At 36.4% G+C, this 26,411-nt stretch carries 24 protein-coding genes and 1 pseudogene; 19 read left to right on the plus strand and 6 right to left on the minus strand.

Translation table 11 applies throughout. The annotated features are described in order from the left end of the window. Window position 1: 1 nt before the first annotated feature. The 8 genes from tsaB to PR683_RS03665 all read left to right on the plus strand — a co-directional run bounded on the left by tsaB (window position 2) and on the right by PR683_RS03665 (window position 11,384). On the plus strand, window positions 2-700 hold the full coding sequence (gene tsaB, locus PR683_RS03630; protein WP_115167294.1) for a tRNA (adenosine(37)-N6)-threonylcarbamoyltransferase complex dimerization subunit type 1 TsaB: 699 nt from the start codon (window positions 2-4) through the stop codon (window positions 698-700). 244 nt (window positions 701-944) lie between these two features. Then, window positions 945-1,547: a Slp family lipoprotein gene (locus PR683_RS03635; protein WP_228367015.1), complete on the plus strand. Its 603-nt coding sequence runs from the start codon at window positions 945-947 to the stop codon at window positions 1,545-1,547. A gap of 431 nt (window positions 1,548-1,978) precedes the next feature. Next, a complete protein-coding gene (gene fadD / locus PR683_RS03640) occupies window positions 1,979-3,667 on the plus strand; it encodes a long-chain-fatty-acid--CoA ligase FadD (protein ID WP_004910720.1) in 1,689 nt (562 codons plus the stop codon). 84 nt (window positions 3,668-3,751) lie between these two features. After that, window positions 3,752-4,873 (plus strand): ribonuclease D, encoded by a 1,122-nt coding sequence (gene rnd, locus PR683_RS03645; protein WP_004910722.1) that lies wholly within the window; start codon window positions 3,752-3,754, stop codon window positions 4,871-4,873. Window positions 4,874-5,272: 399 nt separating this feature from the next. Next, complete coding sequence (locus PR683_RS03650) at window positions 5,273-6,013, plus strand: Slam-dependent surface lipoprotein (RefSeq protein ID WP_210845657.1); 741 nt, start codon at window positions 5,273-5,275, stop codon at window positions 6,011-6,013. 90 nt (window positions 6,014-6,103) lie between these two features. Next, window positions 6,104-7,516 (plus strand): surface lipoprotein assembly modifier, encoded by a 1,413-nt coding sequence (locus tag PR683_RS03655; RefSeq protein ID WP_196719521.1) that lies wholly within the window; start codon window positions 6,104-6,106, stop codon window positions 7,514-7,516. 18 nt (window positions 7,517-7,534) lie between these two features. Then, complete coding sequence (locus tag PR683_RS03660; protein WP_117161950.1) at window positions 7,535-10,546, plus strand: TonB-dependent receptor domain-containing protein; 3,012 nt, start codon at window positions 7,535-7,537, stop codon at window positions 10,544-10,546. Window positions 10,547-10,613: 67 nt separating this feature from the next. Next, window positions 10,614-11,384 carry a TonB family protein gene (locus PR683_RS03665; RefSeq protein WP_110731912.1) on the plus strand — a complete coding sequence of 257 codons (771 nt, stop codon included), beginning with the start codon at window positions 10,614-10,616 and terminating at the stop codon, window positions 11,382-11,384. 153 nt (window positions 11,385-11,537) lie between these two features. Here the strand turns inward: PR683_RS03665 and minE are convergent, their stop codons facing one another. The 3 genes from minE to minC are packed head-to-tail and all read right to left on the minus strand — an operon-like array spanning window position 11,538 to window position 13,366. Beyond that, the gene (gene minE, locus PR683_RS03670; protein WP_004910733.1) at window positions 11,538-11,822 is read right to left on the minus strand and encodes a cell division topological specificity factor MinE; all 285 of its coding nucleotides are present in this window, start codon (window positions 11,820-11,822) and stop codon (window positions 11,538-11,540) included. 3 nt (window positions 11,823-11,825) lie between these two features. After that, window positions 11,826-12,641, minus strand: coding sequence for a septum site-determining protein MinD (minD, locus tag PR683_RS03675; RefSeq protein ID WP_117161948.1), 816 nt, complete (start codon window positions 12,639-12,641; stop codon window positions 11,826-11,828). A 23-nt stretch (window positions 12,642-12,664) separates the two neighbouring features. Then, window positions 12,665-13,366: a septum site-determining protein MinC gene (gene minC, locus PR683_RS03680; RefSeq protein ID WP_004910735.1), complete on the minus strand. Its 702-nt coding sequence runs from the start codon at window positions 13,364-13,366 to the stop codon at window positions 12,665-12,667. 129 nt (window positions 13,367-13,495) lie between these two features. Between minC and PR683_RS03685 the strand changes: the two genes are divergently transcribed. The 10 genes from PR683_RS03685 to PR683_RS03730 all read left to right on the plus strand — a co-directional run bounded on the left by PR683_RS03685 (window position 13,496) and on the right by PR683_RS03730 (window position 23,548). Further along, window positions 13,496-13,765 (plus strand): YcgL domain-containing protein, encoded by a 270-nt coding sequence (locus PR683_RS03685; RefSeq protein WP_004910736.1) that lies wholly within the window; start codon window positions 13,496-13,498, stop codon window positions 13,763-13,765. Between the two features lie 48 nt (window positions 13,766-13,813). Next, a complete protein-coding gene (locus PR683_RS03690) occupies window positions 13,814-14,902 on the plus strand; it encodes a lytic murein transglycosylase (protein ID WP_004910737.1) in 1,089 nt (362 codons plus the stop codon). 19 nt (window positions 14,903-14,921) lie between these two features. Further along, window positions 14,922-15,578: a fumarylacetoacetate hydrolase family protein gene (locus PR683_RS03695; RefSeq protein WP_004910738.1), complete on the plus strand. Its 657-nt coding sequence runs from the start codon at window positions 14,922-14,924 to the stop codon at window positions 15,576-15,578. A 20-nt stretch (window positions 15,579-15,598) separates the two neighbouring features. Beyond that, entirely contained in the window at window positions 15,599-16,039 is a 441-nt protein-coding gene (locus PR683_RS03700) for a YcgN family cysteine cluster protein (protein WP_004910740.1), read from the plus strand. Between the two features lie 467 nt (window positions 16,040-16,506). Next, window positions 16,507-16,716 carry a hypothetical protein gene (locus tag PR683_RS03705; protein WP_004910742.1) on the plus strand — a complete coding sequence of 70 codons (210 nt, stop codon included), beginning with the start codon at window positions 16,507-16,509 and terminating at the stop codon, window positions 16,714-16,716. A gap of 91 nt (window positions 16,717-16,807) precedes the next feature. Next, window positions 16,808-17,041 carry a putative hemolysin gene (locus tag PR683_RS03710; RefSeq protein ID WP_109913289.1) on the plus strand — a complete coding sequence of 78 codons (234 nt, stop codon included), beginning with the start codon at window positions 16,808-16,810 and terminating at the stop codon, window positions 17,039-17,041. Between the two features lie 1,604 nt (window positions 17,042-18,645). Further along, window positions 18,646-19,224 carry a fimbrial protein gene (locus PR683_RS03715; protein ID WP_004910744.1) on the plus strand — a complete coding sequence of 193 codons (579 nt, stop codon included), beginning with the start codon at window positions 18,646-18,648 and terminating at the stop codon, window positions 19,222-19,224. Between the two features lie 110 nt (window positions 19,225-19,334). Beyond that, window positions 19,335-20,036, plus strand: a complete 702-nt coding sequence (locus PR683_RS03720) for a fimbrial biogenesis chaperone (RefSeq protein ID WP_102140365.1) — start codon at window positions 19,335-19,337, stop codon at window positions 20,034-20,036. Window positions 20,037-20,045: 9 nt separating this feature from the next. Then, window positions 20,046-22,526 (plus strand): fimbria/pilus outer membrane usher protein, encoded by a 2,481-nt coding sequence (locus PR683_RS03725; RefSeq protein WP_109912174.1) that lies wholly within the window; start codon window positions 20,046-20,048, stop codon window positions 22,524-22,526. Further along, on the plus strand, window positions 22,517-23,548 hold the full coding sequence (locus PR683_RS03730; RefSeq protein ID WP_164528882.1) for a fimbrial protein: 1,032 nt from the start codon (window positions 22,517-22,519) through the stop codon (window positions 23,546-23,548). Before PR683_RS03725 ends, PR683_RS03730 begins: the two co-directional genes overlap by 10 nt. A 100-nt stretch (window positions 23,549-23,648) precedes the next feature. Here PR683_RS03730 and PR683_RS03735 read toward each other — a convergent pair whose 3' ends face one another. Together PR683_RS03735 and PR683_RS03740 are read right to left on the minus strand one after the other, a co-directional pair. Further along, on the minus strand, window positions 23,649-23,951 hold the full coding sequence (locus PR683_RS03735) for a helix-turn-helix domain-containing protein (protein ID WP_109912175.1): 303 nt from the start codon (window positions 23,949-23,951) through the stop codon (window positions 23,649-23,651). A 713-nt stretch (window positions 23,952-24,664) separates the two neighbouring features. Beyond that, window positions 24,665-25,009: pseudogene (locus PR683_RS03740) on the minus strand (DJ-1/PfpI family protein); the annotation flags it as partial. 240 nt (window positions 25,010-25,249) lie between these two features. On the opposite strand from PR683_RS03740, the gene grxB reads away from it, so the two are divergent. Beyond that, window positions 25,250-25,888 carry a glutaredoxin 2 gene (gene grxB, locus PR683_RS03745; RefSeq protein ID WP_004910754.1) on the plus strand — a complete coding sequence of 213 codons (639 nt, stop codon included), beginning with the start codon at window positions 25,250-25,252 and terminating at the stop codon, window positions 25,886-25,888. A gap of 78 nt (window positions 25,889-25,966) precedes the next feature. On the opposite strand, the gene PR683_RS03750 is transcribed toward grxB, so the two are convergent. Continuing rightward, window positions 25,967-26,404: an META domain-containing protein gene (locus PR683_RS03750; RefSeq protein WP_164528881.1), complete on the minus strand. Its 438-nt coding sequence runs from the start codon at window positions 26,402-26,404 to the stop codon at window positions 25,967-25,969. Window positions 26,405-26,411 lie beyond the last annotated feature (7 nt).

Raw genomic sequence — 26,411 nt, forward strand, 5'->3', positions numbered from 1 at the left:
CATGTCGAGTCGTATTCTTGCTGTTGATACAGCAACAGAAGCCTGTTCAGTCGCACTTTGGTGTGAAGGTGATATTATTTCTCGTTTTGCGGTTTCTCCCCGTGAGCACACGCAAAAAATCTTACCCATGGTTGAGGACGTTCTTGCGGAAGCCGGAATGGGGTTAAATCAGTTAGATGCATTAGCTTTCGGGCGAGGCCCAGGAAGTTTCACTGGGGTTCGTATTGGTGTTGGTATCGCACAAGGGTTAGCATTAGGAGCTAATTTACCCATGATTGGCGTTTCCTCTTTAATGACACTTGCCGAAGGCGCCTTTCGTATAGCGGGGCATAAACAGGTATTAGTGGCTATTGATGCACGGATGTCAGAAATTTATTGTGCCCAATATCAGCGAACATCTGAAGGTCACTGGTTAGGTGAAGAAACCGAAGCTGTTCTACTTCCCGATGATTTTAAAAATAAATTTACTGGGCTTTCAGGGGCTTGGAGTTATGCAGGAACTGGATGGGAAGCGTATCCTTCATTGCTGAATGACTCAGCTTCATTGTCCAATAGCCATATTACGCTGCCTGATGCGCAAGATATGTTACCCATTGCTGCGCAATTATGGCAACAGGGAAAAGTGGTTGCCGTTGAAAACGTCGAACCTACTTACCTACGTAATGAAGTTACATGGAAAAAATTGCCTGGTCGTGAATAATACATGGGAAATTAATTGATTTGAATTGGCTATATCACGTGATATAGCCAATTTTTTATATTAAACAGAAAATAAATCCAATATTGAATAATAAAAATACGAATCGAATCATTCAATAATTTAGGATATTATTAGGGTATAATAGAATTCTTATGGCTACTTTTAACATATCGTGTTTTGTTTGCTAAATGCTATTTAAAACTGTATTACCTGAATTTATAATGTCGCTAATCGGAGGTGGTCTATGAACATTGAATTAAACTGCCGTAATGCACTTAAAGGCCTTTTTGTTGCAAGCATATTAGCACTGACAGGGTGTGTTTCGATACCTGCTTCAATTCAAGGTTCGGTGCAAAACCCAACAGATAACTTAACATCCGTACAAAATGCTCCTGAAATGTATATTGGGCAGGAGGCACGTTTTGGCGGGAAAGTGCTTGCAGTTAAAAATGAAACAGCAAGAACACGTTTAGAAATTGCGGTGATGGCATTAAATAAATATGATGCTGCGCCAGAACTCAATTCCCCTTCTATTGGGCGTATTTATGCGTACCTAAATGGTTTTCGTGAACCAAGTGATTTTACTAACCGTTATATTACTGTGGTGGGGAAAATCACTGGGGAGCAACAAGGAAAAGTAGGGCAAGTTCCTTATAAGTATGTCACGTTAGATGTAACAGGTTTCCAACGCTGGAATGTTGCACAAAGTGTCATGCTTCCGCCATCTGGCCCGTGGGGTTATGGTTATTATGGTGACCCGTATTTTTATAACCACCCGTGGAGCTATGGTTATGGATACGGTTATCCTGGAGGCCCAGTACCTGTACAAACGTATCTAACAGAATAATGATTATCTTTCTTTATTTAAAAGCCCTGCTTATAGCGGGGCTTTTTTGTTGATATAGAAAAGATTATCTAAATAAGCGCTAACAGATGAAAGTGCGTAATAAAAACATTAACTAAAATTTAGTTTCAATAAAAATGACTTTAGTTAACGTAATAGGTTAAATCCTTTCTTAAGTGACTAGATAAGCTCTCCAAAAACAACGTAACATCATGTATAATTACGCAATCTTGTACAGATTTATATCTGTTTAACTAATTTAAGACAAACAAGGCGGCTTAGTCCGCCTTGTTTTTTCTTGAAGGAACAAAATTTATTTAGTGATAGACCTCTCAACCTTGACATTGTCTGTTTTTCAAACTGGTACGCTGAGTTAATAATTTGTTAAAAGAGATGTTGAGTATAATAACTTCACTAAATTCAGGAGTAACATTTTGGAAAAAATCTGGCTAAAAAATTACCCTGCTGATGTGCCGGAAGAAATCAATCCTGATAGCTTCGCTTCTCTAGCAGAGTTACTTGAAAATGCGGTTTCTCAATTTGCCGACCAACCTGCTTTCATTAACATGGGGGCGGTGATGACTTATCGGAAACTTGAAGAGAGAAGTCGCGCTTTTGCTGCCTACTTACAAAATGGACTTGGCCTTAAAAAAGGGGATCGTGTCGCATTAATGATGCCAAACCTATTACAATATCCGATTGCTTTATTTGGGATATTACGAGCAGGGATGGTTGTAGTAAATGTTAATCCACTCTATACCCCAAGAGAGTTAGAGCATCAATTGAATGATAGCGGTGCAACAGCGATTGTTATTGTATCGAATTTTGCGCATACACTGGAAAAAATTGTTTTCAATACCAAAGTGAAACACGTCATTTTAACGCGTATGGGTGACCAACTTTCACGTCCTAAAGCCACAATCGTTGATTTTGTAGTTAAGTATGTCAAACGCTTAGTCCCTAAATATAATTTACCAGACGCCATTTCCTTTCGCCGCGCTATGCATTATGGCTATCGTATGCAGTACATTAAGCCTAACATTACCGGTGATGACTTGGCCTTTTTGCAATATACCGGTGGAACAACCGGTGTTGCTAAAGGGGCGATGTTAACTCATCGCAACATGTTAGCAAATATTGAGCAAGCAAGAGCGGCTTACGGGCCTGTACTGAAATTTGGGGCTGAATTTGTTGTCACTGCTTTACCGCTGTATCACGTTTTCGCTTTGACAGTTAACTGCTTACTATTTATTACGGTGGGGGGAGTTAACTTATTGATTACCAACCCTAGAGATGTACCTGACACCGTAAAACAACTAGGACGTTATCCCGTTACGTCAATTACTGGTGTTAACACGTTATTTAATGCGTGGCTGCATAATGAAGAGTTCAAAAAGTTGGATTTTTCACGTTTACGCCTTTCAGTTGGAGGCGGAATGCCCGTTCAAAAAGCCGTTGCAGAAAAATGGCAGAAGCTGACAGGGAAACATTTACTCGAGGGGTATGGGTTAACAGAATGTGCACCACTAGTAACGGGTAATCCTTATAATTTAACCAGTTATAGTGGAAGCATTGGTTTACCTGTTCCGTCAACAGATGTTAAATTCCTTGATGACGACGGCAACGAAGTCGCTATTGGTGAGCCTGGCGAAATGTGGGTAAAAGGTCCACAAGTCATGAAAGGGTATTGGAACCGGCCTGATTCTACCGCGGACACGATAGTGGATGGTTGGTTAGCGACGGGGGATATCGCAGAAATAGATAGCGAAGGTTATATTCGTATTGTTGATCGCAAAAAAGATATGATCATCGTTTCAGGTTTTAACGTTTATCCAAATGAAATTGAAGATGTTATTTCGGCACATCCAGACGTTATAGAATGTGCCGCAATTGGCGTACCAAGTGAAAGTACGGGTGAAGCGGTTAAAGTTTTCGTTGTAACGAAAAATGCGAATTTAACGGGTGATGAGCTAAAAACCTTTTGCCGTCGTTCATTAACCGCGTATAAAGTACCTAAGATATTTGAATTTCGTGATGAATTACCAAAATCTAATGTGGGTAAAATTTTGCGTAAAGACCTACGTGATGAAGAAAAATTGCAAAGAGAAAAATCACCAGTATGATTGTGGTTTAGTCTTAAACAAAGAATAGATGACGCCGGTTTTAACCGGCGTCATTGTGATGAAAATAAAAAAGAGAAACTTGTTTTGAATTATCGTTTAGTAACTACAGATAGTGAATTAGCCCAAGTATGCCAAGAGGCTAGTAATGCACCATGGCTCGCTTTGGATACCGAGTTTGTTCGTACCCGAACATATTACCCACAACTAGGTTTGCTACAGCTATATGATGGAAAGCAAGTTTCGTTAATTGACCCATTATTAATCACGGATTTTAGCCCATTTAAAGCACTTTTAACCAACCCAGAGCAACTAAAATTTTTACATGCGGGGAGTGAAGACCTCGAAGTGTTTATGCATGATTTCGATTGTGTACCTGAGCCGATGATCGACACACAAGTTGTGGCTGCATTTTTAGGTTACCCAATTTCTTGTGGTTTTGCGTCATTGGTTGCTGAACATTTAGGCATTGAGCTCGACAAAAGTGAATCACGGACAGACTGGCTCGCGCGTCCGCTAAGCGAAAAACAGTGTGATTATGCAGCGGCGGATGTACTTTATTTGCTACCATTAGCTGAAATTTTAATGGGAAAAGTGACTGAAGCAGGCTATTTGGAAGATGCAAAAGATGAGTGCCAACGTGTTGTGGCTCGTCGGCAAAAAACACTAAAGCCAGAAAAAGCCTACATGAATATCCATAATGCGTGGCAACTACGTGATGAACAGCTTGCTTGCCTACAATTATTAGCACAATGGCGTTTAAACCAAGCTAAAGCACGTGATATGGCGGTTAATTTTGTAGTGAAAGAAGAGCACCTGTGGAAAGTAGCCCGCTATTTACCAGGCTCTCTTGGTGAACTCGATGCACTTGGTTTAACGGGGCAAGAAATTCGTTGCCATGGTAAGCGTTTATTAGCGATTGTCGAACAAGCAAAACAACTTGATGAAAGCCAATACCCAACACCGGTGGCGAATATTACTGAACAGAGCCAATACAAAAGCGTGTTTAAAGAAATTAAAGCAGTGGTTAAAGATATTGCTGAAAACGAAAAATTTAATGCAGAATTATTGGCCTCTAGACGGCAAATTAACCAATTACTGTCTATTCATTGGGGGTTAAAGTCTTCAGCTACACCTCCTGAGCTATTGGCTGGTTGGCGAGGGCGATTACTCGCTGAGCCCATAGCAAAGCTCTTAGCAAGCGTATAGCATATTATGAGGTACAAGAAGAGTACTTCTTGTATCTCATTTAAATAACCTAGTTTACTTTCTCCACCTGTATTTCATTTCTATTTATTGTTTGTCAATATATTTATTCTACTTTTATCCAATAATTGTAATTACTCTTAAAAATACAATTAATTCTTAATGAAAACCCTAATAAATAAAATTAGATACTATAGGGTTTTTAATTAACCACTTAAAAAATAAAAGATTATTTTTTCTTATTGCCTAATAATAAAAAATTGAATTATATCCCCCTCATTTGTAAATAAAAATCATTTGCATATACTCAATCTCGAACATTAAAGGAAAGAATAAACTTTTATTTAATGTGTCTTTGTAAAAAAATACCTAATTCAAACTTCTATTGAAAAGGACGTGCAAATGAAGAAATTATCATTAATTACAGTTGCAGTATCTTTCTCTATATTTTCTGTTGGTGTTATGGCAGAAACGGTATCAAATCAGAGTTTAAATTATAATGATGGCCTAACAAATATTATTGTCGATAAAACTCAATCAACCATGGGGCCACACGGGGGGAGTATCGGTGCACCGGGAATTGGTTCTCGCTTTATGAAGGAAGGCAAAACCATATCATTTTCTGGCTTAAAATATATGGTAACACAAAAGCCAGACAATGTTTATGTTTTGGAAAGTGGCGGTAGCCAGCACGGTGGCATGGGCAAGTTCCAATTTAGTCAAGTTGCAGATGCCGAGGTATATTTTGGTGATTGGTCACAAACTGGCTTAGCCGATGATGCAATGCACACGGTTTATTTCTCCGGTGCGAATGCAACAACAGAAGTCCCAACCAGTGGCCAAGCGAATTATACTATAGCAGGCATTAACCAATTCGCAGGTGAAGCAAAACAGACGGGTTGGTTTAATGCAAATTTTGCGGATAAATCATATACAGGTGCATTAGAAGGAACGAATAGCCACTCCATGGTGGGGAACATTGAAGAGGATGGTAAGTTTAGCGGTACTGCCATTGCCAATGAAACACATTATGGTAACAGCATGGGGCAACTATTTGGTGAGAATGCAGAACAAGTGGCGGGTATTCTTTCTTATGATAACCATCGTGAGTTAGACACGGCATTTGGTGGGCAGAAAGATTAATCATTATTGAAAATATAATTGGATAAAAAAAGTAGGCAAAAGGAATTTTGTCTACTTTTTTATTTTTATCATTAAAATGGTAGCCTTAATATGTTTATTTTTAATAAAAAAACAAATTTAATATATATAACTTTGTTATTGTTTTTCCCTCTACACTCAATACAGGCAGTTCAAGATGTAAACGAAGAGGTTACTAATGATCTAAGTGGTTATAGTAACAAAAAACATCAATCAGAAATAAATAATGTAAAATATAGTAAAAAAAATATCGACGAGCTTGGCTTTATTCTTTATGATCTAATTCAGCAGAGGGATTTTGATGTAATAAATAAAATCATTGATAACTATGTTAGTCATAAAGACCATGATAAAGAATTGGTTAAATATATTTACTCTGAAAAGGCGATGTTAAATAATGAATATAACTTGGCAATCAGGTTATATAATGAAATTTTAATTCACAAGCCTAATATGCTTTTGGTTGAGTTAAAACTTGCTCGAGCACTAACTTATGTTAAACATTATGAGGCAGCATTATCGATATATCAAAATATAAAAACAAAATATAGCGGGGGAATATCAAGTAAGTTAGCTGAATATATTGAAAATAAAATAATATATTTAGAGAATAAAAATCGCTGGCAAGGAATGGTTAAGCTAGGTTCAAGTTATGATTTTAATTTAAATGAAGCATCAAATAGCCGTGAAATGTACTGTTTTCGTAGTAAATGTATGAATAGCAGCAATCAGTCTATTGCAGGTGGAAAATGGCATTATTACATTAAATCAACAAAGCGTTTTCCTCTCGTGGGTAACCATTCAGGGCTATTATCATTTGGTGCGTTTGGGTTAGAACCGATGAAAACAGTCACGGCTAGAAAAATAAATATATTTGTTAGCGGGGGTTATCAATTTGAGAATGCGAATACAAAAATCGGCATATTGCCCATATTTGAAGCCAAATGGCATGATAACCAATATTATAATTTAAGCCTAGGAGGAAAAATAGCAACAGAATATACGTTAAATCATCGAGTAACTATTTTAGGTGATTTTGAATATAAAAATAAAACGCATCCTCATGAGTATAGTTTTAATGATGGTGATAAATGGATCTATTCACTATTTGGGACCTATTTAGTTGATTCTCAGTTAGTCGCTTTTGGAGGAATACATGGAGCCAATCGGGAAAAACAACGCAATAGTGATAGTTATTCACAGTATGGGATTAGAGCCGGTTTTTTAAAGGTCACCGGACTGTGTGATTTTCTTGTTGCGGTAGGTTACAAACAAACAAATTTCGAACAGTTTGATGTGTATTTAAATGTAAAAAGAAAAGATCAAAATAGATATTTAAATGCCCAAGTGACATTTGATAAAAATAAAATATTAACCTTTACACCTTCTATTTATTTTAATAGCCAAGTGAATAAAAGCACGGCAGATATTATTTATTCTTTTAAGCAAAGTGAAGTCGGTGTCAATTTCACCAAGAAATTTTAATTTTCACCGGAACAGATAATGAAAATCAAAACAGTGATAGCCATTAATATCGTGACAGGGTTATCTATTAGCAGTATTGCAAGTTTAGTCTACGCCCAACAAAGCGAAAACATCGGCTCTATTGTGGTAAATGATAAAGCGACCACTATCAAAGAGCGTGATAGAAAAGGGGCGGACGACCAATATGATAAAGACGAATCAAACATTTATATTAGTAAAGAAGAAATTGATCGTTATAAAGGCACTAACCCCGCAGACACCATTAACCATGCAGTAGGGGTATATAGTGGTGACGCCCGTAATAGCGGGGCGATAGACCCCAATGTACGAGGGATACAGGGGCAAGGGCGTGTTCCGGTGACTGTGGATGGCACAGAACAGGCTATCACTGTGTGGCGTGGCTATAACGGGGCGAATAACCGCAATTATATCGACCCGAATATGATTAGCAGTATTAAAGTAATGAAAAGCGCAACGCTAGACCGTAATGTGCGTACATCGACAGGCGGTGGAGTGGCGATAACCACCATTGGTATTGACGATGTTATGGATAAAAATGACAAATTTGGTTTTGATATTAAATTAGAAACATCGAGTAACTCTACAAAGCCGCGGATTAACCATTTAAACCACGGTATAGATTATCGTGATGATAAGCGCCTATTGAGTACGTTAGACATGCAGAAGTTTCGTGGAATTTATTTTCAAGATCACGAAATGCTTGTTGATGCTCGTAGTAAAGGTAACGCCAATTTCTTTAATCTGCAAGATAACGCAGCACGCATTGCCGTTGGAACACGGCAAGAAAAGTTTGATTTGATGCTGGCATACAGCTACCGCAACCAAGGCAACTATTTTGCAGGGCGCCGTGGGGCGGATAAATTTTATGATGATATTATTACCTATGACCCTAATAACACAAATAAGGCGATAGACCCCTATATACCCTTTGTAGCCAGAATTTACGGGCCAAATACAGAGGTGGCGAATACCTCGAATGAAATGTCGACGTTGTTGACTAAATTAAATTTGATGTTACCGAATGCGCAAGATTTATCTCTGGGTTATATGCGTACAGTGAGTCATTATGGCGAAATTATGCCATCACAAATTCGTTATCATGATCTTGAGGGGAAAATTCCGCAATGGCCTTTGGCTTACTTGGCGCTAAATACTTTTTACGCCAATTATTCGTTCAAACCTGAGTCCATTGGTTGGATTGATTTTCGCTTAGGTTATTGGTTGACAAAAACTAATTTAAACTCAAATACCGCAGGTGGCCAGCCTAGGGAACCAATGGAAAGAGATTGGAATTATGAATTTGGTCGAGATAAAAATGTGGCTAAAAACCCTGCCATTAATGGCACCTTAGTTGATGGCATTAAATTAAACCAACTTAACGATCGCTATGGTGTTTCATTATCCAATAAGTTTCAAATTACACCTGAATTTAAAGTGACTTTAATGGGAAGCTTAATTGATGAAACCATTGGTAGTCGTGAAGATATTTTTAATTCGGATTCTAGCCCCAAGGGGAACATGTTCCGTGCTATCCCAAGGGAAGGTAAGCGTCGGGAATATAATGGTACTATTCGGTTTGATTGGCAGCCTACTGATTGGTTAAGCCTGAATGCGGGGGCTCAATATATTAGCTATTGGTCAAGGGATTTATTAAAAGAGAGACGCATTGCGGCCAAAGATGTAAATTATGCGCCCTATAGCCATATAACCGCTCGAAACTATAGGTTATCCCGTTTATTAAGTGCAGAAGAATACCAAACAATACAGCAGTATGTTGATGATAAAGGGAATACATACGAAGATATAAAAGAAAAACTTTATAATCAGAGAATTTTTATCGAAAAAGCACTAAAAATGAAAGCTAATTCATTAAGTGATGCTAGCTATCGAGAGGATATAAATAGAAAAAAATTTGAGTTTAGAATTACAGAAAGAAACAATATAGTGAAATGGAAGGTCGATGAAAATAACCGGTTTATACGCAAAAATAACCCATTCTATAATGGCGAGATTGATTTAAAAGAAGAAATAATAGATCCCGTAACAGGTTTAAAAGCGAAAAAATATCGATTGGGATCGCTTAGTAATAAAAAAACAGATGAAGTTATGTTCACAGATGACCAAAAATTTAAAGCGCCAAAAAGAAATGAAGAATCGGCTTGGGCGCCAGCGTTAGGAGCAACTATTTACCTAACAGAGAACGACCGAATATTTGGGCGTTATTTAGAGACCGTTAGAATGCCAAGTATCTTTGAAGACACTATTGGTTTTTCAGGGGGACGTGAAGCAAACTATGTGCCACCGGTTTATTTGCCAGAACGTAGCCATACAATAGAACTGGGATATGTGCGTAATTTCCAAGAACTGGTTGCGGCAGAAAATCATGCTGACTTACGTATAAATTACTACAACACCGTAGTCACAAATGCCTTTGATAGGAACGACAGGTTAGTCTTTACGCAGGTTGATAAACATAACACAGCTGGTTTGGAACTATTGGCACGTTATGATAATGGCTGGGTATTTGGTGACTTAGGGGTAGATTACCGCTTAAAAAATGAAGTTTGTGATGAAGTCTCATTGATGGTGATGGACCCCTATAATAAATTTGGGGGCTCAGAGTGTACAACAGCTGGGTTCCCCGGCGGCTATTTACGTACTCAATTGCAACCCAAATACAGTATTCATGCCAACCTAGGTTTACGTTTCTTAGATGAAAGCTTGGAAGTGGGTAGCCGTATGCGTTATCACAGTAAAGCAAAAAATGAGGATGAGGCGGAAATGATAGATAAATATCCATTCTCATATGCACCATTAAATAATAGCCCAATGAGCTGGAATGCGGTTTTTACTGCTGATGCTTATGTTAATTACCAGTTTAATAAAGACCTATCGTTTGAATTATTAGCTACAAATTTATTTGATGAATATTATATTGATCCTCTAACCCGCAGTATGATGCCGGCACCGGGTAGAACTATACGCTTCAATGTAACAAGTCGCTTCTAAAAGGGATTCCCCTTCGTTGATGTAGTTATGTTTTGGCATTAGCGAAGGGGCTATTAGGGATATTAAAATGCTTACTCTACGTTTTAATTTTGCTGTTATGGTTTCGCTATTATTTCATTTTGGTATCGTTTTTTATTGCTTAAGTGCTGAAAAAACACGTCACGCACAAATTTATACGCCAATAAAGGCGGCGATTATCTCTATTGCATTGACGCAAAATGTAATTGAAAAGCAAATAAGTGATGTCACATTAAATAATAAACTAACTGGCGGTTTACTTTCTGAACCGCAACAAAATGAAAATGCGGTAATCAAAGTTGCTAATAAAAAAAGTACGCATAGTGATGAAAATAAAGTTTCGGATGTACAGAAAAAAGTTATCGAGAAAAAAGAACAAAAACAACCAAATAAAAAAGTGATTAAGCGGAAAGAACAACAACAAAATAAAAAAAACGATGATGTAAAACAAGAACAGCAAGCTGGCCAAAATAGTACTTTATCAAATGCCGCAGGGGAACAGGGTGCGCAAAATACGAGGGCAGTAGGGGATAATATAAGTGCGAATTATCAATCTTATATTGATAAATTACGTAGAGAAATAGAGCGCCATAAACGTTACCCAAGAAAAGCGAGAAATACCCATATTCAAGGAAAGGTTCTGGTGAATTTTACGCTTACGTCATCGGGAGAGATAACAAGGGTGAGTATTGCTAAGTCTTCTATGCATACACAACTCGACCAAGCTGCGTTGACGGCTATAGCAAAGAGTCGCCCTGTTGGCATACCACCAGAGGGTTTAAAAAAACAGATAACATTGTCAATTGAATTCGAGTTATAAATTGCCTAATAGCGGTGGGCTTTCAACCTGAATAGCTGTTTGAAATTAGCGCCCGAGGGTAGTTCTTAATTTATTGTTTTATATTAATAAGATAAAAGCAAGCCGCGACCTATTGAATTAATCCTAAAATTAGACAGCGGCTTTCTTTGCAAATTACTTTTCTTCTGTTGTTGTTTTTATTTCGTCACCTTCAGGTAGCGTAACGTTTAGTTCAAGAACAGAAATATCATCCCCTTTTTGCTCAAATTGCACTGATAACATCTCAGGGTCAACTTGGACATACTTACAGATAACCTGCAAAATATCTCTTTTCATATCTGCAAGATATGGGGGCTCGCTATCACCACGGCGGCGTTCTGCAACGATGATTTGTAATCGCTCTTTTGCGATATTCGCTGTCGTTTTTTTTCTCGACAGAAAGAAATCCAATAAAGCCATTATTTATCCCCCAAATAGGCGTTTTAAGAAACCTTTTTTCTCTTCTTCAATGAAACGGATAGGGCGATCTTCACCTAAAATACGAGCAACACAATCATCATAGGCTTGGCCTGCATCAGATTCTGTATCCAAAATGACCGGTTCACCTTGGTTAGAAGAGCGCAGTACAGATTGGTCTTCAGGAATAACACCAATCAAAGGAATACATAAGATTTCCAGAACATCTTCCATGCTTAGCATATCGCCACGGGTTACACGGCCAGGGTTATAGCGTGTTAATAATAAGTGTTCCTTAATGGGGTCTTCACCTTTTTCTGCGCGACGTGATTTTGATGCTAAAATACCCAAAATACGGTCAGAGTCACGGACAGAAGACACTTCCGGGTTGGTAGTGATAATGGCTTCATCAGCAAAATAGAGTGCCATTAAAGCGCCACTTTCAATACCTGCTGGGGAGTCACAAACAATAAAGTCAAAACCAAGATCATCGCTTAATTCATCAAGAATTTTTCCTACCCCTTCACGCGTTAATGCGTCTTTATCGCGTGTTTGCGAAGCAGGTAAAATGAATAAATTTTCGGTGCGCTTATCTTTGATTAAAGCCTGATTCAGGGTTGCATCACCTTGGATAACGTTTACGAAGTCATAGACTACTCGACGTTCACACCCCATGATGAGGTCAAGGTTACGTAGGCCGATATCAAAATCGATCACCACCGTTTTATTCCCTTTTTGTGCCAGGCCAGTAGCTATGGCCGCGCTTGAAGTAGTTTTACCAACGCCACCTTTACCTGAAGTCACTACAATTATGCGTGCCATGAATAATTCCTTGTAAATAAGGTCTAATTTAAATATTCGATATTAAGTTTGTTATCAACTAAACAAAGTTTAGCTGCTTTGGCGAGAAATTCAGCAGGGATTTGATCGCTCAGCCAATATTCACCTGCAATGGAGACCAGCTCAGCTTGCAAATGAGTACAATAAATCTGACTTTCAATATCGCCGGAGGCCCCTGCTAATGCACGGCCTCGCATCACGCCATAAATATGGATATTACCATCTGCTAATAGTTCTGCACCTGCACTAACATTACTTGTGACGATCAGATCACTATTTGGTGCATAAATACGTTGTCCAGAGCGAACAGGGGTATTGATAATACGAGTTTTACGATATAAAGGCTCAGTTTGAACTGTAGCAGCCTGAGGCTCAGGCTGAATCTCAACAGGTTTTTGACTTTTACCTTCGCTTAATATCGGTAAACCAGCATCGTTTGCTTTTTGTCGCATTTGCGGGTTAGTACACCCACTAACCCCAACAATACGTAATCCCGCAGATATAACAGAACGATGAATGCTCTGTAAATCTACATTTGGGGATAATTCAGCAATGTTAATCACGACAGGAGCATTTTTAAAGAAATCAGGAGCTTGATTTACTTTATCTTGCAGCGCTTTTTTGATGAGTTTAGGCTCTTCACTGTATAAGTGAATAACTGAAAGAGTAAAACTGCTGCCTTTAAGTTCTATTGGCGATTGTGGCATCTATCCAGACTCAGCAAATTAAAATTTCCGAAACAATCCTCGGGTGAAGATATTCTGTAAAACAATAGCATGTTATAGTTACTATATACTTCAAGCAAGCTAATGAACTAAGAAAAAGAGTTAAATATAATGATTTGTGCAATTTATAGAAGCCCTAAACGTGACCAAACTTATCTTTATATTGAGAAGAAAGATGATTTTTCACGTGTTCCTGATGAATTATTAGCCCAATTTGGTACACCTCAATTTGCTATGCTTGTCTCATTAGATAAGCGTGAAAAGCTCGCCAATGCTGACTTGGCAAAGGTTAAATCTGACCTCTTAGAAGTTGGTTATTACTTACAATTCCCACCTCCGGTGGAAAATTTGCTTTCAGAACACAAAGAACTGAATAACTAGAGCAAATTAAGAAAATCCTGAAAAGCAATGACAGTCTGGAGGAGACAAATGAAACCAACGTTATTATATACATTAGTCGCTGGTTTGTTTTTAACAAGTTGCTCTGCAACTCATAACGAATCAATTGTTACTCAACCGATTACAGCAGAACAAAATGCGGCTATAGCGCAAGAAGTCGTTGCTTTAGATAAAGCATTTCCTATTGAACAACGTGAACCATCACAATTTCCTGCTTATGTGGAATTACTGAAAGAACATGCTATTGAACAGGGGATTAAGCCTGCCACCATTGAACGTGCTTTTGCTAATATCCATTTTATTGAGCGTGTAGTGAAAGCAGATAAAGGCCAACCAGAGAAAAGGGCGACGGTTACGTTAGCAAGCTATTTAAAAAACGTATTACCACAATCGCGTATCAATGCAGGCTATGACAAATATTTAGAAAACAGATCCACTCTAGATGCTATAAGTGATAAATATGGCGTTCCACCTCAGTTTATTGTTTCATTATGGGGATTAGAAAGTGGTTTTGGGCGCTCACAGGGTAAAGAAGATGTTATCTCGGCACTCGCGACATTATCTTTTGAAGGACGAAGAGAAGCGCTTTTTAGCAAACAACTTTTAGCTGCGCTTGAGATAATGGATAAAGGTTATATCCCAGAAGATCAACAGCTCAAAGGTTCATGGGCTGGAGCGATGGGCCAGAGTCAATTTATGCCAACCTCTTATTTGTCTTATGCAGCAGATGGTGATGGTGATGGTAAAATGGACATTTGGAATAATAAATCTGATGTTTTTGCATCCATCGCTAATTATTTATCAACAGAAGGTTGGCAAGCTAAATTACCATGGGGTTACCAAGTTAACTTACCTGTAGATTTTAATAAAACGTTGGAAGGTGTAAAAGCAGAACAAGGAAGATCTGTTAGTGAATGGCAAGAACTAGGTGTTACATTACCTGCATTCGCTCAGTTACCTTCAGGCGTAAAAACGTGGGTGGTTATTCCGGATGACCCTGAAGGCAGGACATTTTTAGTGACCGAAAATTTTCGAACCATTATGCATTGGAACCGCTCGTATTATTTTGCATTGAGTGTATGCATGATGGCAGATGGTATCGCTAATAAAATACAATAACGATAATAGGAGTACTATTATGTATCAACATCGTGACTGGCAAGGTGCGTTACTGGATTTCCCTGCAAATAAAGTTGTTTGTGTTGGTAGTAATTATGCAAAGCATATAAAAGAAATGGGGTCTGCTATACCGGAAGAACCTGTTATTTTTATTAAACCAGAAACTGCCTTGTGTGATATTACTCAATCAATTGTTATTCCAAAAGATTTTGGTGCTGTTCATCATGAAATTGAAATGGCAATCTTAATTGGTATGCCATTAAAAAATGCAGATGAAGATCGTGTATCACGTTCTATCGCCGGTTATGCAGTTGCATTAGATTTAACCTTACGTGATTTGCAGGCTAAATTTAAAAAAGCAGGTCAGCCATGGGAAAAAAGCAAATCATTTGATGGTTCATGTCCAATTTCTGGCTTTATTCCTATTAGTAACCCAAATGACTTACAAAATGTTCAGCTTTCTCTGGAAATAAATGGTGAAGTTCGCCAAGAGGGCTCAACGCGTGATATGATCACGCCAATTTTACCTCTGATTAGCTATATGTCCCGCTTTTTCACATTACGTGCAGGGGATGTCATCTTAACGGGTACACCTGAAGGTGTTGGCCCATTAGCTTCTGGTGATATGCTAAAATTATCAATTAATGATCACTCGCTGACTACACGGGTTATTTAAGTATAGGATTAAAAAGTATTATGTCGCAGTTCTGGCAATTTAAAACTTTAGATGAAATGACGGATGAAGAATGGGAATCTCTCTGTGATGGTTGCGGGCAATGCTGCTTACACAAATTAATGGATGAAGATACAGATGAAATCTATTTTACTAATGTCGCTTGCAATCAGCTAAATCTAAAAACTTGCCAGTGTAAGCATTATGAAGACCGCTTCAGTTATGAAACGGATTGTATAAAACTTAATCGCTATAACTTAGAAACATTTGGATGGCTGCCAAGCACTTGTGCTTACCGTTTGTTATTAGAAGGGAAGCCTCTCCCGGCCTGGCACCCATTAAAAACCGGCTCTAAAGCGGCAATGCATAATGAAGGCGTGTCTGTTCGCCATATCGCGGTCAGAGAAATTGATGTGGTGGATTGGGAAGAACACATTATGAATAGGCCGATGGGTAGGGGGTAGTAGTAACCCTCTATGATACAGTAAGTTATTATGGAAATATCACTTTCAACTGTAGGCTTATTTGCCATTCTAAATATTGCTATTTTACCGGCAATAATTTCTTTTTTTGAAAAATTTAGCCAAGTTGCATCGATGATGATTTATTCATTTTAATTGGTGCATTATAGTGTGTTAAATGAAAGTAAATAATAATCACACTACTACAAGGTGTGATTATTTATTCTATTAGTTATAGAAGTTTTCAATAAATATTCAATATTGCCTTCTAGTTATTAGCCTTATCAGTCTTAAAATTTTAACTGCATGAAAATCTATCTTTAAAACCAACCTCTCACAATTTTTTATGTTATATCTTAAAACCATAATATTTTTATTTGAGGAAAAATGATGATTTGTGACCTCTCATTTTGCTTTTCTCAAGATACTTAGCTAATCTATTTCTTGTAAGAGTAACATGGAGGATGGAAATGAAAACATTTGGTGTGGTACTCACAATTATAGGTCTCATTACCGCGATTATTTCTTACAATATGGATGTAAGTATTCCTATCGTTTATGGTGAGAGTGTGAAGGATTCAGGGCTGGCATTTGATAGGCAGAATTATATTATTGGCAGTTTGCTAATTGCCTTTTTTGGCATTTTGATTGTCCTTTTTGACAACAAAAGGCGTAAGTAAAATGGCTTTTATTTATTAATAAAATCAGTTTATATTCGTCTCATTCCATAATAATAAATGAACGTTCCAAATTAACTAAAGAATATTTCTTATGAAGAAAACACTTATGTTAGTGAGTTTTGCTGCTATTTCCGGATGTGTTTCCAATACAACCGCAATTGAGTCAAAAGCGGTAGGCATGGCCAACCCTGCTTCGGTGTATTGTGAACAAATTGGTGGGAAATTAGAAATTAAGAGAACAGAGCAAGGGCAACTCGGGTACTGTATCTTGCCCTCAGGTGAGAAAATAGAAGAGTGGGCTCTATACCGTCAGAACGAACATTAACCAATTATTCACTTCTTGATTACTGCTACAGCGAAAACTTAGTGAAGATTTTGCTGTAGTTCCAATCTAACAGTTCCAATCCAATAATATTTCTATTTTGCATTAATTATTTCTTGAAATTAGCCGATATTACTACTAGTTGTCAGCGTATTTTTGTCATTTGATCAACTAAATAGCGATGTAATAACAGGACTAATACTTATTAAGCTCATCATAAGGGGGGAGGCAATATTTTGATAGCTTCATATAGATTTAGTAAGGATGACCTCATCTGTTTATGGCAAATTATTGATATAAAATATTTTTATCCACTAATGTCTCATAACCGGTAATTTGTTGTACTAAAATAGAAACAGCTACCTTATGTTATGTAATTGCTAAATAAATTAGTCTTATTAGAGTGATTGATTTGCCAAAAAGACGTTAAACTGTCTGCTAGTGGATAAGTAATAGAGTAAAACATCATCTTTTAGCGATGGCTTTTTGGATTTGGTCACACTTTAACACACGCAATGAGTTATTTAGGAATATTCTTAATGTTAAAAATTGATGCATAGATCACATTTCCATGGGGTGTTCGTTTTAAGAAAACATCATTATTTTCATTAGGTTATAAAGCAAGAAAATTGATATAACACAGTTTATAGTTTGTACAATTAATCGGGGTTTCTTATCCTATATCAAAAATAATGATAATTTTTTTTAACATAGCTTCGGCTAAATAATTTGGTATTCTGGTTTTTACTACAAGATCAAGTTGAATGAATAAAGGATTATATTGCGATTTTATCGCTATTTCCTTTATCATTTTTATTTCCCTCATTCCATTTATTTTTTAATTTTGATTAAAATCGACATTTACCTCGTAAAAATTCACATTTTTAAACTTTAATAACGACCAAAGCAGACTGTTAATATAAAAGAACGCCTATACACCCATAGTGTGTTAATTTGATATTCAAGCATAATAATTCGAAATTTAATATTTGTAATTGACGGGTATTACATATCTTCACAGATCAATAAATATTAATTATATTAATGTTTGAGCCTTTATGTGATATTCATTATTAGATTAATATTGTGGATATTTTGCGACAGAAAGTATCAAAATGTGAATTAAAATATGTATTCAATCCAATTATAACGATTTTTGTATTTTATAATAATTTTCATTTTTTAGTTTGGTTGAATTAAAATAAGATAATACAAAATTAATAGATATTAAAATCTAAATATTAAGCTTTGTACGAGTAAATTAGTGGAATCAGCACATCAAAATGCTCAATCAATAGGTTTGTTTTAATAGTCTTTACCTATCAAAAAATTAATAAGTGATGAAAAAAACGATTTAATAAAATTTAAGTTATTATGTATCCTCTCTTCGAAATCATATAGAGCATATGATTATAAATTCTAAATAGGACTAATTAAGAAAGATATTTATTTGCATTAGTAAAAATGGTTTAAAAATGAAACATAAATGACTAACTGTATTCAATATGCGGTGGAGTTTTTATTTTTCTTTATTTACCAATAAATTAAATAAAAACTTAATAAGTTCTTTAAATGTAAGAATAAAAATCTCATATTAGGAAATGAAAATGAAGAAAGTACTACTGACCGCTGTTGCTACAACAATCATCGGCTTATCAACAGCTAATGCAGCAAATAAAGTTGGCGGTGGCCAAGTTAACTTTAACGGTAAAGTAACTGATGTTTCTTGTACTGTTTCTGTTGACGGTCAAGGTAGCGATGCAAGCGTATACTTAGCACCAATTTCATTGGAAGAAATTCAAGCAGGTGGTAAAGGTACATTATTAAAACCAAAAACATTTGCAATTGATGTGACTAACTGTTCAGCAACATCAGTTGGCGGCAACGCTAAAACGATCGGTGTGGTGTGGACTGGTGGTAACTTATTAAGTGGTAGCGAAAAATTAGGTTATTTAGCGAATACTGATTCTACTGGTGCGAAGAATATCCAATTTGTCTTATCGGCTGATGATGCTAAAAAATTCATCGTACCAGGCGGCGACAATCAACAACCATCCGAACTTATTACCCAAATTGACCAAGGTTCACGTTTCCAATATTACGTAGGTTATATCACCGATAAACCAACAGAAGTTACTGCAGGTGAAGTTAAAAGCTACGCAACTTACGAAATCACTTATCAATAAGAATAGGTTGGTTGTTTTAAGTTAGTGTTATTAGACGTTGTAGTAAAACACTAATGGATATTATTGCAATAAGCGGTAGAACACTGCCGCTTTTATGTTTTGAGGTTTAAATGAAAGCTATCGTATTAGCATGTTGCTTTATCTTCAGTATTAATTCGTTTGCTAACAATATAATTGTTAATGGTACGAGGTTTATTTACCCTGGAGATGAGAAAGAGATCACCGTACAACTTTCAAATACAGCAGAACGTCCTGCGGTTGCTCAAGCTTGGCTTGATACAGGTAATGCATCAGAAACACCTGATACGATAAAAACCCCATTTCAAATTACTCCTCCTGTTTCTCGAGTAGAAGCAAAGGGTGGTCAAAATTTACGCATAAAGTTAATGGATAAAGGGCAAATTCCCCAAGATAGGGAAAGTTTATGGTGGCTTAATATTCTAGATATTCCGCCTACTGTAAAAGGCAAAGATGGGGAAATGCAGAATGTTTTACAGCTAGCAATTCGTTCTCGTTTTAAGTTTTTTTACCGGCCTGTTGGGCTAGGTAGCCGAGAATTAGCTCCTGAACAGTTAGTTATCAAAACAAATGGTAAGAATATTGTTATTGAAAATCCAACACCTTTTTATATTACGGTCACAAAAATATCCACCGATGGAAAGGTTGGCCTTACAGATAAAACTGTTTTAATAGAACCCAAAAATCAAACATTAGTTGAATTAAAGCAGGCAATTAAGTCTGGCAGTAAGGTTGTTGTTAACAATATTAATGACTATGGTTCAGATGTTGCGGTGACTCTAACTGCAAAATAGGAATATATAATGAAACAGCGAGAGTTAAACAATAAATATAGCAATACACTCTCTGTAGTCTGCTTTATTACGTCATGGATTGTTCCCGTATTCCATGCCTCAGCTGAAGAAGAAACCTATGAATTCAATAGTGGCTTTATTATGGGAAGTAAAGACAACGTTGATTTAGACCGTTTTAATGCGACAGGGATTAGTCCAGGAAAGTATTCAGTTGATGTATATACGAATAATGATTGGAAAGGGCGTTACGAACTTAATTTTGAAGAACAAAAAAATAAACAATTAGGGGTTTGTTATACCCGAGAGTTACTTTCAAACTTAGGTATTGATACTGAAAAATTTAATCCATCAATTGATAAAAACAGTGCTACTTGTCTGCCGTTGGATGAGTGGAACAGCGACAAAGAAGTTAAAGATATATTTCATACGTCGACACTACGTTTAGATATTTCTGTACCGCAAATTTACGAACAAAAAATTTCTCGGGGTTATGTTTCTTCGCAATTTTGGGAAACAGGAATTCCTGCATTAAATATTGGCTATATGGCTAATTACTATGATAGCCATATCAGTGGAAACCAAGGTTCAAATAGCTCTAGCGCCTATTTAGGCGTTAATGCTGGCTTAAGTTATGATGGTTGGCTATTGAAACATATAGGGAATTTGGGTTGGCAACGTTCTACAGGTTCTGAATGGAATAGCAATCAAACTTATCTGCAAAGGCCCATTGCCGCACTAAAATCAAAAGCGACTATTGGGCAGTTTTATACGGATGGTAATTTATTCGATAGTATTGGCTTAAGAGGGGCTAAGCTAACAACGGATGACAATATGTATCCAGATGGGATGACAACTTATGCGCCTGAAATTCGGGGGATCGCTCAAAGTAATGCCTTAGTGACGATTCGGCAAAATGGCAATATTATTTATCAAACAACCGTGTCTCCTGGGCCATTTAGTTTGAATGATGTTTACCCATCGGGTTATGGTAATGATTTGAATGTTACAGTAAAAGAGGCTGATGGTAGCGAGACTAATTTTAGTGTGCCGTATTCTTCGTTAGCACAATTATTACGTCCAGGGTTTACGCGTTACCAAATAGCGGGCGGTAAATCTGATTCTGAAAATTTAAGAAATCGTCCTTTTGTTATGCAAGCGACTCTTCAGCATGGGATTAATAATACATTTACCCTTTATGGTGGGGTCACTGCTTTTGATGATTACCAAGCTTATTTGTTAGGAAGTGGTATTAATACTGGGATTGGTGCGGTTGCAATTGATGTAACGCAATCTCGCATTGTATTTAATCATCGTACAGATTATGGGCAAAGTTATCGTTTTACATTTAATAAGTTATTCACTGAAACAGACACTAATCTTGTGTTAGCAGCATATCGATATTCAACGAAAGATTATTACAATATTAATAATGCACTTTATGCTATTGATAACGATAAACGTGGCGTTGTCGATACATTAGGGCGTGAAAAAAATGGTTTCAGTTACACTATTAACCAAAATTTACCTGAAGGTTACGGTGGAATTTATTTCATGGGGCGTATTTCAAGTTATTGGGATAAGTCAGGAACAGAAAAACAATATCAACTAAGTTACAACAATAGCATCAATCGCCTTTCATATGGTTTGTCATTTATGAGGGTATATACACAAAATAGCCATGATAAAAAAGATGACAGGCTCGGTGTGAACTTGAGCATTCCTCTTTATTGGGGAGAGAATCAGGTGTCCACCTTAACGTCTAATACTACATTTAATAATGAAAAGTTCGGAAGTAGCCAAATAGGTACCAGTGGTACGTTTGACCGTGATAATAATTGGACATACGGAATCAATACCTCAGTTGCAAATGGTGGTGCGAAAAATATCGGTCTTAATACTAGCTACCGTACATCGTCGGTCAATACAAATGCGAATTACAGCCAAGGTGAAGGTTATCGCCAATATGGTGTAGGCGCAAATGGGTCATTAGTTTTGCACTCCGGTGGAATAACGCTAACGCCGAATAATGCAACCACAATTGCATTGATTGAGGCGAAAGACGCAGAAGGTGCATCAGTGGTAGGGGCGATGGGGACGACAATTGATAGTCATGGTTATGCTATTGCGCCTTATGTAAGAGCTTATCGCACTAATAAAATCGAAATTGACCCGAAAGGCAGTTCTGAAGATATTATTTTTGAAAATATGTCATCACAGATAGTTCCTTATGAAGGTAGTGTCGTTAAGGTTAAATTTGGTACTAAGATTGAAAAAAATGTGGTTTATAACGTTAAAAGATCTAATAACAAACCACTACCATTTGGCGCTAATGTGACAGACCAAAAAGGTGAGGCAATCGGTATTGTTGGGCAAGGTGGTATGGTGTTCATTAGCAGTGAAATTGCAACTAATGCCATTATTACGTGGGATAAAGGTCAATGTACATTCTCATTAGCTGCAGGAAATAGTAAGGAAGTTCTATGTCAATAAAAAATCAATGGTTTTGGTATATTGGGGTAGGGTTACTATTTACCGCAAATGGCGTATCTGCAAATAATGGGCGCCCTGGATACATCTATATGAATAGTTGCGAAAGAACAAGTCAGCCGGCATATAGAGTAGATATGAGACTTGGAAAAATTGTTGTAGATCCTAACCTTCCGGTTGGGAGTGTAATTAAAACACAAGATTATTCAATGAATACTAACCAAACCTACCTCTGGTGTCGTGGAAAGGTGAATATTGAGGCTGAAGTGGTCATGCCTGATTTACGCGATATTGGTGGGAAAGTTTACCAAACGAATGTTGAAGGTATTGGTTTAAAATTCCACCGCTCATCGGGTCGGCAGCATTCTATGACTTACCCAAGTACTTTTCCTACAAATGTGGGATATTATAGTACCCCAATGTCATTAAATGATTCTACTTTTACGCTAAGTATAATAAAAACGGCTAAATATACAGGAACCGGAACACTAGCAAGTGGTATTTATACCACTTATGGATATAAACCTAATAACAGTCCAATCTTAGTTAGTTATTTAGATGCAAATGCTATTACTATCGTTTCTCCATCCTGCCAAGTGACAAGTGGTGAAAATCAAAATGTAATGTTAGACCCTATAAAACGAGTTCAATTAACAGCGAGAGACCAACCTGCAGGTGAAAAAGATTTTACCATAAAGTTGAAATGTAGTGGCGGTACTAGTTTTACGGGTAAGACTAATATTGATGTTACTTTTAGCGGGATAAAAGCGACAGGGACTCAAGTAAACGGTGTTTTAGCAAACCAAAGTACCTATAGCCCAGCAAAAGGAATTGGTGTTCAAGTTATAGAACGAAAAGATAAAAGCCCAATCAATTTTGGCCGCCCATATCGTGTAGCATCATTAAATAATAATGATACAAAAGATATCGATATAGAACTTACCGCTCGTTATTTTCAATATGAAGACAGAACTTCACCCGGTGAAGTTTATGCTCAAATGCGCTTTGATATTACATATGATTAATTATTAAAAGTATTTTATTTAATAATAAAGGCTGATTTTATATTTAGAGTCAGCCTTTATTTTATATTAAAAATGATAATTCGTAGTTATTATAGAAGACTTATTTCAAATCAACAATTATGCTTTCAGCAACATACTGTCGTTCTTTATTGATATGTTCGGATTCATCATTTTTTTCATTTTTTAATCCACTCGTATAACCTTGGAAAAACCATTCAATGGGGCAATTTAGCGCTTCAGCGATATCAACTAAATGATTGATAGGTATTTTATTAATTCCATTTTCATAACGTGAGATTTGCTGTTGACTTAAATTTAATTTATTAGCTAAATTAGCTCCAGATAGACCGAGTTCTTTTCTCCGGTTTTTTATTTTAATACCAATTATAGTATGAATGTCCATATGACATCCTCAATTTATATGAAGGGTTATTATTTAATGCACTTAATTAAAATTACATTTGATAGTATATTAAAAACTAAAGTGTTTTAAAAGATTTAAAGAACATAAATATGATGAAAATCGCGATTTAGAGCTTTAAACATTAATAAATAATAACATTGTTTATAGTAAGGGATTATAACGAAAATAAGTAAAATAGCTAATGCAAGAATTCATCAAACTAAGATTGTTAAAATAAGAATTAATATTAACAAATTTAAATGGATACTTAAAATTTAATGGTTATAAAAAATGGTTAATTATTTTCTTTGTTTTCAGTTAGTTGCTTTCTTTTTGGGATGTGTAAGATTGAAAGTGTAAAGTTAAATCATGAGAATAAATGTTAATTTTTTGTTTTTATTGGTTGGCGGAGTTATTATTTGAATAATTAAAGATGACTAATAAATCAATAATATTTATTAGCTATCAAATAAGTTGATTTAAATAAAGCTATAAACATCTTAAATGATTACTTTTGAAAAAGGATCATGATTAGCATCTTTATTCCATATATACTCCATTTTAAGCGCAATATTATTTGCAATGTCTCGGTTATAAAAATCGCAGATAATCTGTAATGACATATCAATACCTGCGCTAATGCCAGATGAGGTATAAAACTTATTATCATGAACCCATCTTGCTTTAGATTGCCATAATACTCGGTCATTGAGTTAAGTTACCCACTGATAAGCGAGCTTATCTGTTGTAGCCTTAAAGCCGTTTAAAAGGGACGTTTGAGCAAGAAGTGCGGAACCAGTACAAACTGAAATGACAGTTTCCGCATACTCGACCTGTTTTTTCAGCCACTGAATATAATCATCATTCTGCGATAATGAGCGAGTACCTTGCCCTCCAGGTATCAAAATATATTGATAGAATGGGGTAAGTATAGGGCGTGTATTGACTGTAACCCCTTGAGAGCTAGTCATTGCCTTTCCTGAAGGTGATATAAATTCAATTTGGCAATGTTCTAAGCGGCCAAATACTTCAACAGGCCCCATAACATCAAGGGTTTCAAAATTATCAAAAGGATAATTGCGATGGAATTTAGCTGCATATTTTTTTCAGGAGTAGCCATTATTAAACGTATTTTGCCATGATCTGTATTTCATTATTGGGATTTTGTGCACTCTATTACATTTATTTTTCCTTGCGCTAAACAAAATTTTACAAGCGTGATAAGACATAAATGTAAGCACTCAAGTATACTGTATAAACCTATTGTAACTTTTATTATCAAATTAGTGAGGTTAACAATGAAATTATATATTTATGACCACTGTCCGTTTTGTGTCAGAGCAAGAATGATTTTTGGTTTAAAAAAGTTAGCAGTAGAGCAAATCGTTTTATTCGATGATGATATAGAAACACCGACAAAAATGATTGGTCGAAAAATGTTACCTATTTTACAAAAAGATGATGGAAGCTATTTACCTGAAAGTTTAGATATTGTTCATTATGTTGATAGTATTAATGAACCTAAATATGCAAAAGGGAGTATTGCTCCTGAAATAGAGACTTGGTCTAAAACGGTTTCGGCGGTGGTATATAAGCTTGTAACACCACGCTTTACTCAAACGGATTTTCCCGAAATCAGTACAGCGGAAGCTAGAGCAGCATATATAAGCAGAACATCAAAATCTTACGGCGACTTAAATGAGCTTAAAAAAGAAACACATACGTTGCTAGTTGAATTAGAGCCGCAATTATCTTTATTAGATGCGTGGTTAGAAACACGGAGCGAAGATATTGATATTAATGATTTTATTATTTTTCCAACCTTACGCAGTTTGAGTATTGTTGAGCACTTATCATTTAGCACAAACATTCGGAATTATATGGAGCGAATTGCAAAATCTACGAATATTAACTTGCTATTTGATAAGGCTAAATAGCTTACTTGGTTGCCAGTTTAGTGGGTTTTGTTAAATGCCAACCGCCTCTAAAAGAGGCAGGTTGTGCAGGATAATCCATTAATGGACGTAGTCACGTAGTGTATAAACTAATTTGTAATGACCCTGAATTAATATTAGCTGATTGTTTTTTAAAGAAATAACAGCGCCATCAGACAGTACTCGGTTTATCATTGAATCCCATTTAGATAAATCTTCATCAACACATTCGAGTTCCGTTCTAGTTAAGTTTTTTACAGTAATTTTTGCGTTTTTGATATCGCCAAACCCGTTAAAATCATTACACATTGATGCAGAAACAAACATTTTCTCGCCAAAAGAAAGGGAAGGAGCTGTTTGCTTACTGTTAATGGCCTTACCATTCACTTCAGTGAGAATAAAACGATGATGCATTAATTTATTTTCAAGTGCTTGGTCATCATTTCGCGCATTGACTTGATGAGTTTGGCAAGCTGCTAGCAATAAACCCAAAATTGTAAGTGGAATTAGGCGTTTCATGGTTCCA

Origin of the sequence: Providencia sp. PROV269 (genome assembly GCF_028477785.1) — a bacterium.
Taxonomy (GTDB): domain Bacteria; phylum Pseudomonadota; class Gammaproteobacteria; order Enterobacterales; family Enterobacteriaceae; genus Providencia; species Providencia rettgeri.

Bases quoted from the DNA above. Each gene is read 5' to 3' on its own strand.
- tsaB (WP_115167294.1), top strand. From the start codon at position 2: ATGTCGAGTCGTATTCTTGCTGTTGATACAGCAACAGAAGCCTGTTCA.
- PR683_RS03635 (WP_228367015.1), top strand. From the start codon at position 945: ATGAACATTGAATTAAACTGCCGTAATGCACTTAAAGGCCTTTTTGTT.
- PR683_RS03650 (WP_210845657.1), top strand. From the start codon at position 5,273: ATGAAGAAATTATCATTAATTACAGTTGCAGTATCTTTCTCTATATTT.
- PR683_RS03655 (WP_196719521.1), top strand. From the start codon at position 6,104: ATGTTTATTTTTAATAAAAAAACAAATTTAATATATATAACTTTGTTA.
- PR683_RS03660 (WP_117161950.1), top strand. From the start codon at position 7,535: ATGAAAATCAAAACAGTGATAGCCATTAATATCGTGACAGGGTTATCT.
- PR683_RS03665 (WP_110731912.1), top strand. From the start codon at position 10,614: ATGCTTACTCTACGTTTTAATTTTGCTGTTATGGTTTCGCTATTATTT.
- minE (WP_004910733.1), bottom strand. From the start codon at position 11,822: ATGGCTTTATTGGATTTCTTTCTGTCGAGAAAAAAAACGACAGCGAAT.
- minD (WP_117161948.1), bottom strand. From the start codon at position 12,641: ATGGCACGCATAATTGTAGTGACTTCAGGTAAAGGTGGCGTTGGTAAA.
- minC (WP_004910735.1), bottom strand. From the start codon at position 13,366: ATGCCACAATCGCCAATAGAACTTAAAGGCAGCAGTTTTACTCTTTCA.
- PR683_RS03685 (WP_004910736.1), top strand. From the start codon at position 13,496: ATGATTTGTGCAATTTATAGAAGCCCTAAACGTGACCAAACTTATCTT.
- PR683_RS03690 (WP_004910737.1), top strand. From the start codon at position 13,814: ATGAAACCAACGTTATTATATACATTAGTCGCTGGTTTGTTTTTAACA.
- PR683_RS03695 (WP_004910738.1), top strand. From the start codon at position 14,922: ATGTATCAACATCGTGACTGGCAAGGTGCGTTACTGGATTTCCCTGCA.
- PR683_RS03700 (WP_004910740.1), top strand. From the start codon at position 15,599: ATGTCGCAGTTCTGGCAATTTAAAACTTTAGATGAAATGACGGATGAA.
- PR683_RS03705 (WP_004910742.1), top strand. From the start codon at position 16,507: ATGAAAACATTTGGTGTGGTACTCACAATTATAGGTCTCATTACCGCG.
- PR683_RS03710 (WP_109913289.1), top strand. From the start codon at position 16,808: ATGAAGAAAACACTTATGTTAGTGAGTTTTGCTGCTATTTCCGGATGT.
- PR683_RS03715 (WP_004910744.1), top strand. From the start codon at position 18,646: ATGAAGAAAGTACTACTGACCGCTGTTGCTACAACAATCATCGGCTTA.
- PR683_RS03720 (WP_102140365.1), top strand. From the start codon at position 19,335: ATGAAAGCTATCGTATTAGCATGTTGCTTTATCTTCAGTATTAATTCG.
- PR683_RS03725 (WP_109912174.1), top strand. From the start codon at position 20,046: ATGAAACAGCGAGAGTTAAACAATAAATATAGCAATACACTCTCTGTA.
- PR683_RS03730 (WP_164528882.1), top strand. From the start codon at position 22,517: ATGTCAATAAAAAATCAATGGTTTTGGTATATTGGGGTAGGGTTACTA.
- PR683_RS03735 (WP_109912175.1), bottom strand. From the start codon at position 23,951: ATGGACATTCATACTATAATTGGTATTAAAATAAAAAACCGGAGAAAA.
- grxB (WP_004910754.1), top strand. From the start codon at position 25,250: ATGAAATTATATATTTATGACCACTGTCCGTTTTGTGTCAGAGCAAGA.
- PR683_RS03750 (WP_164528881.1), bottom strand. From the start codon at position 26,404: ATGAAACGCCTAATTCCACTTACAATTTTGGGTTTATTGCTAGCAGCT.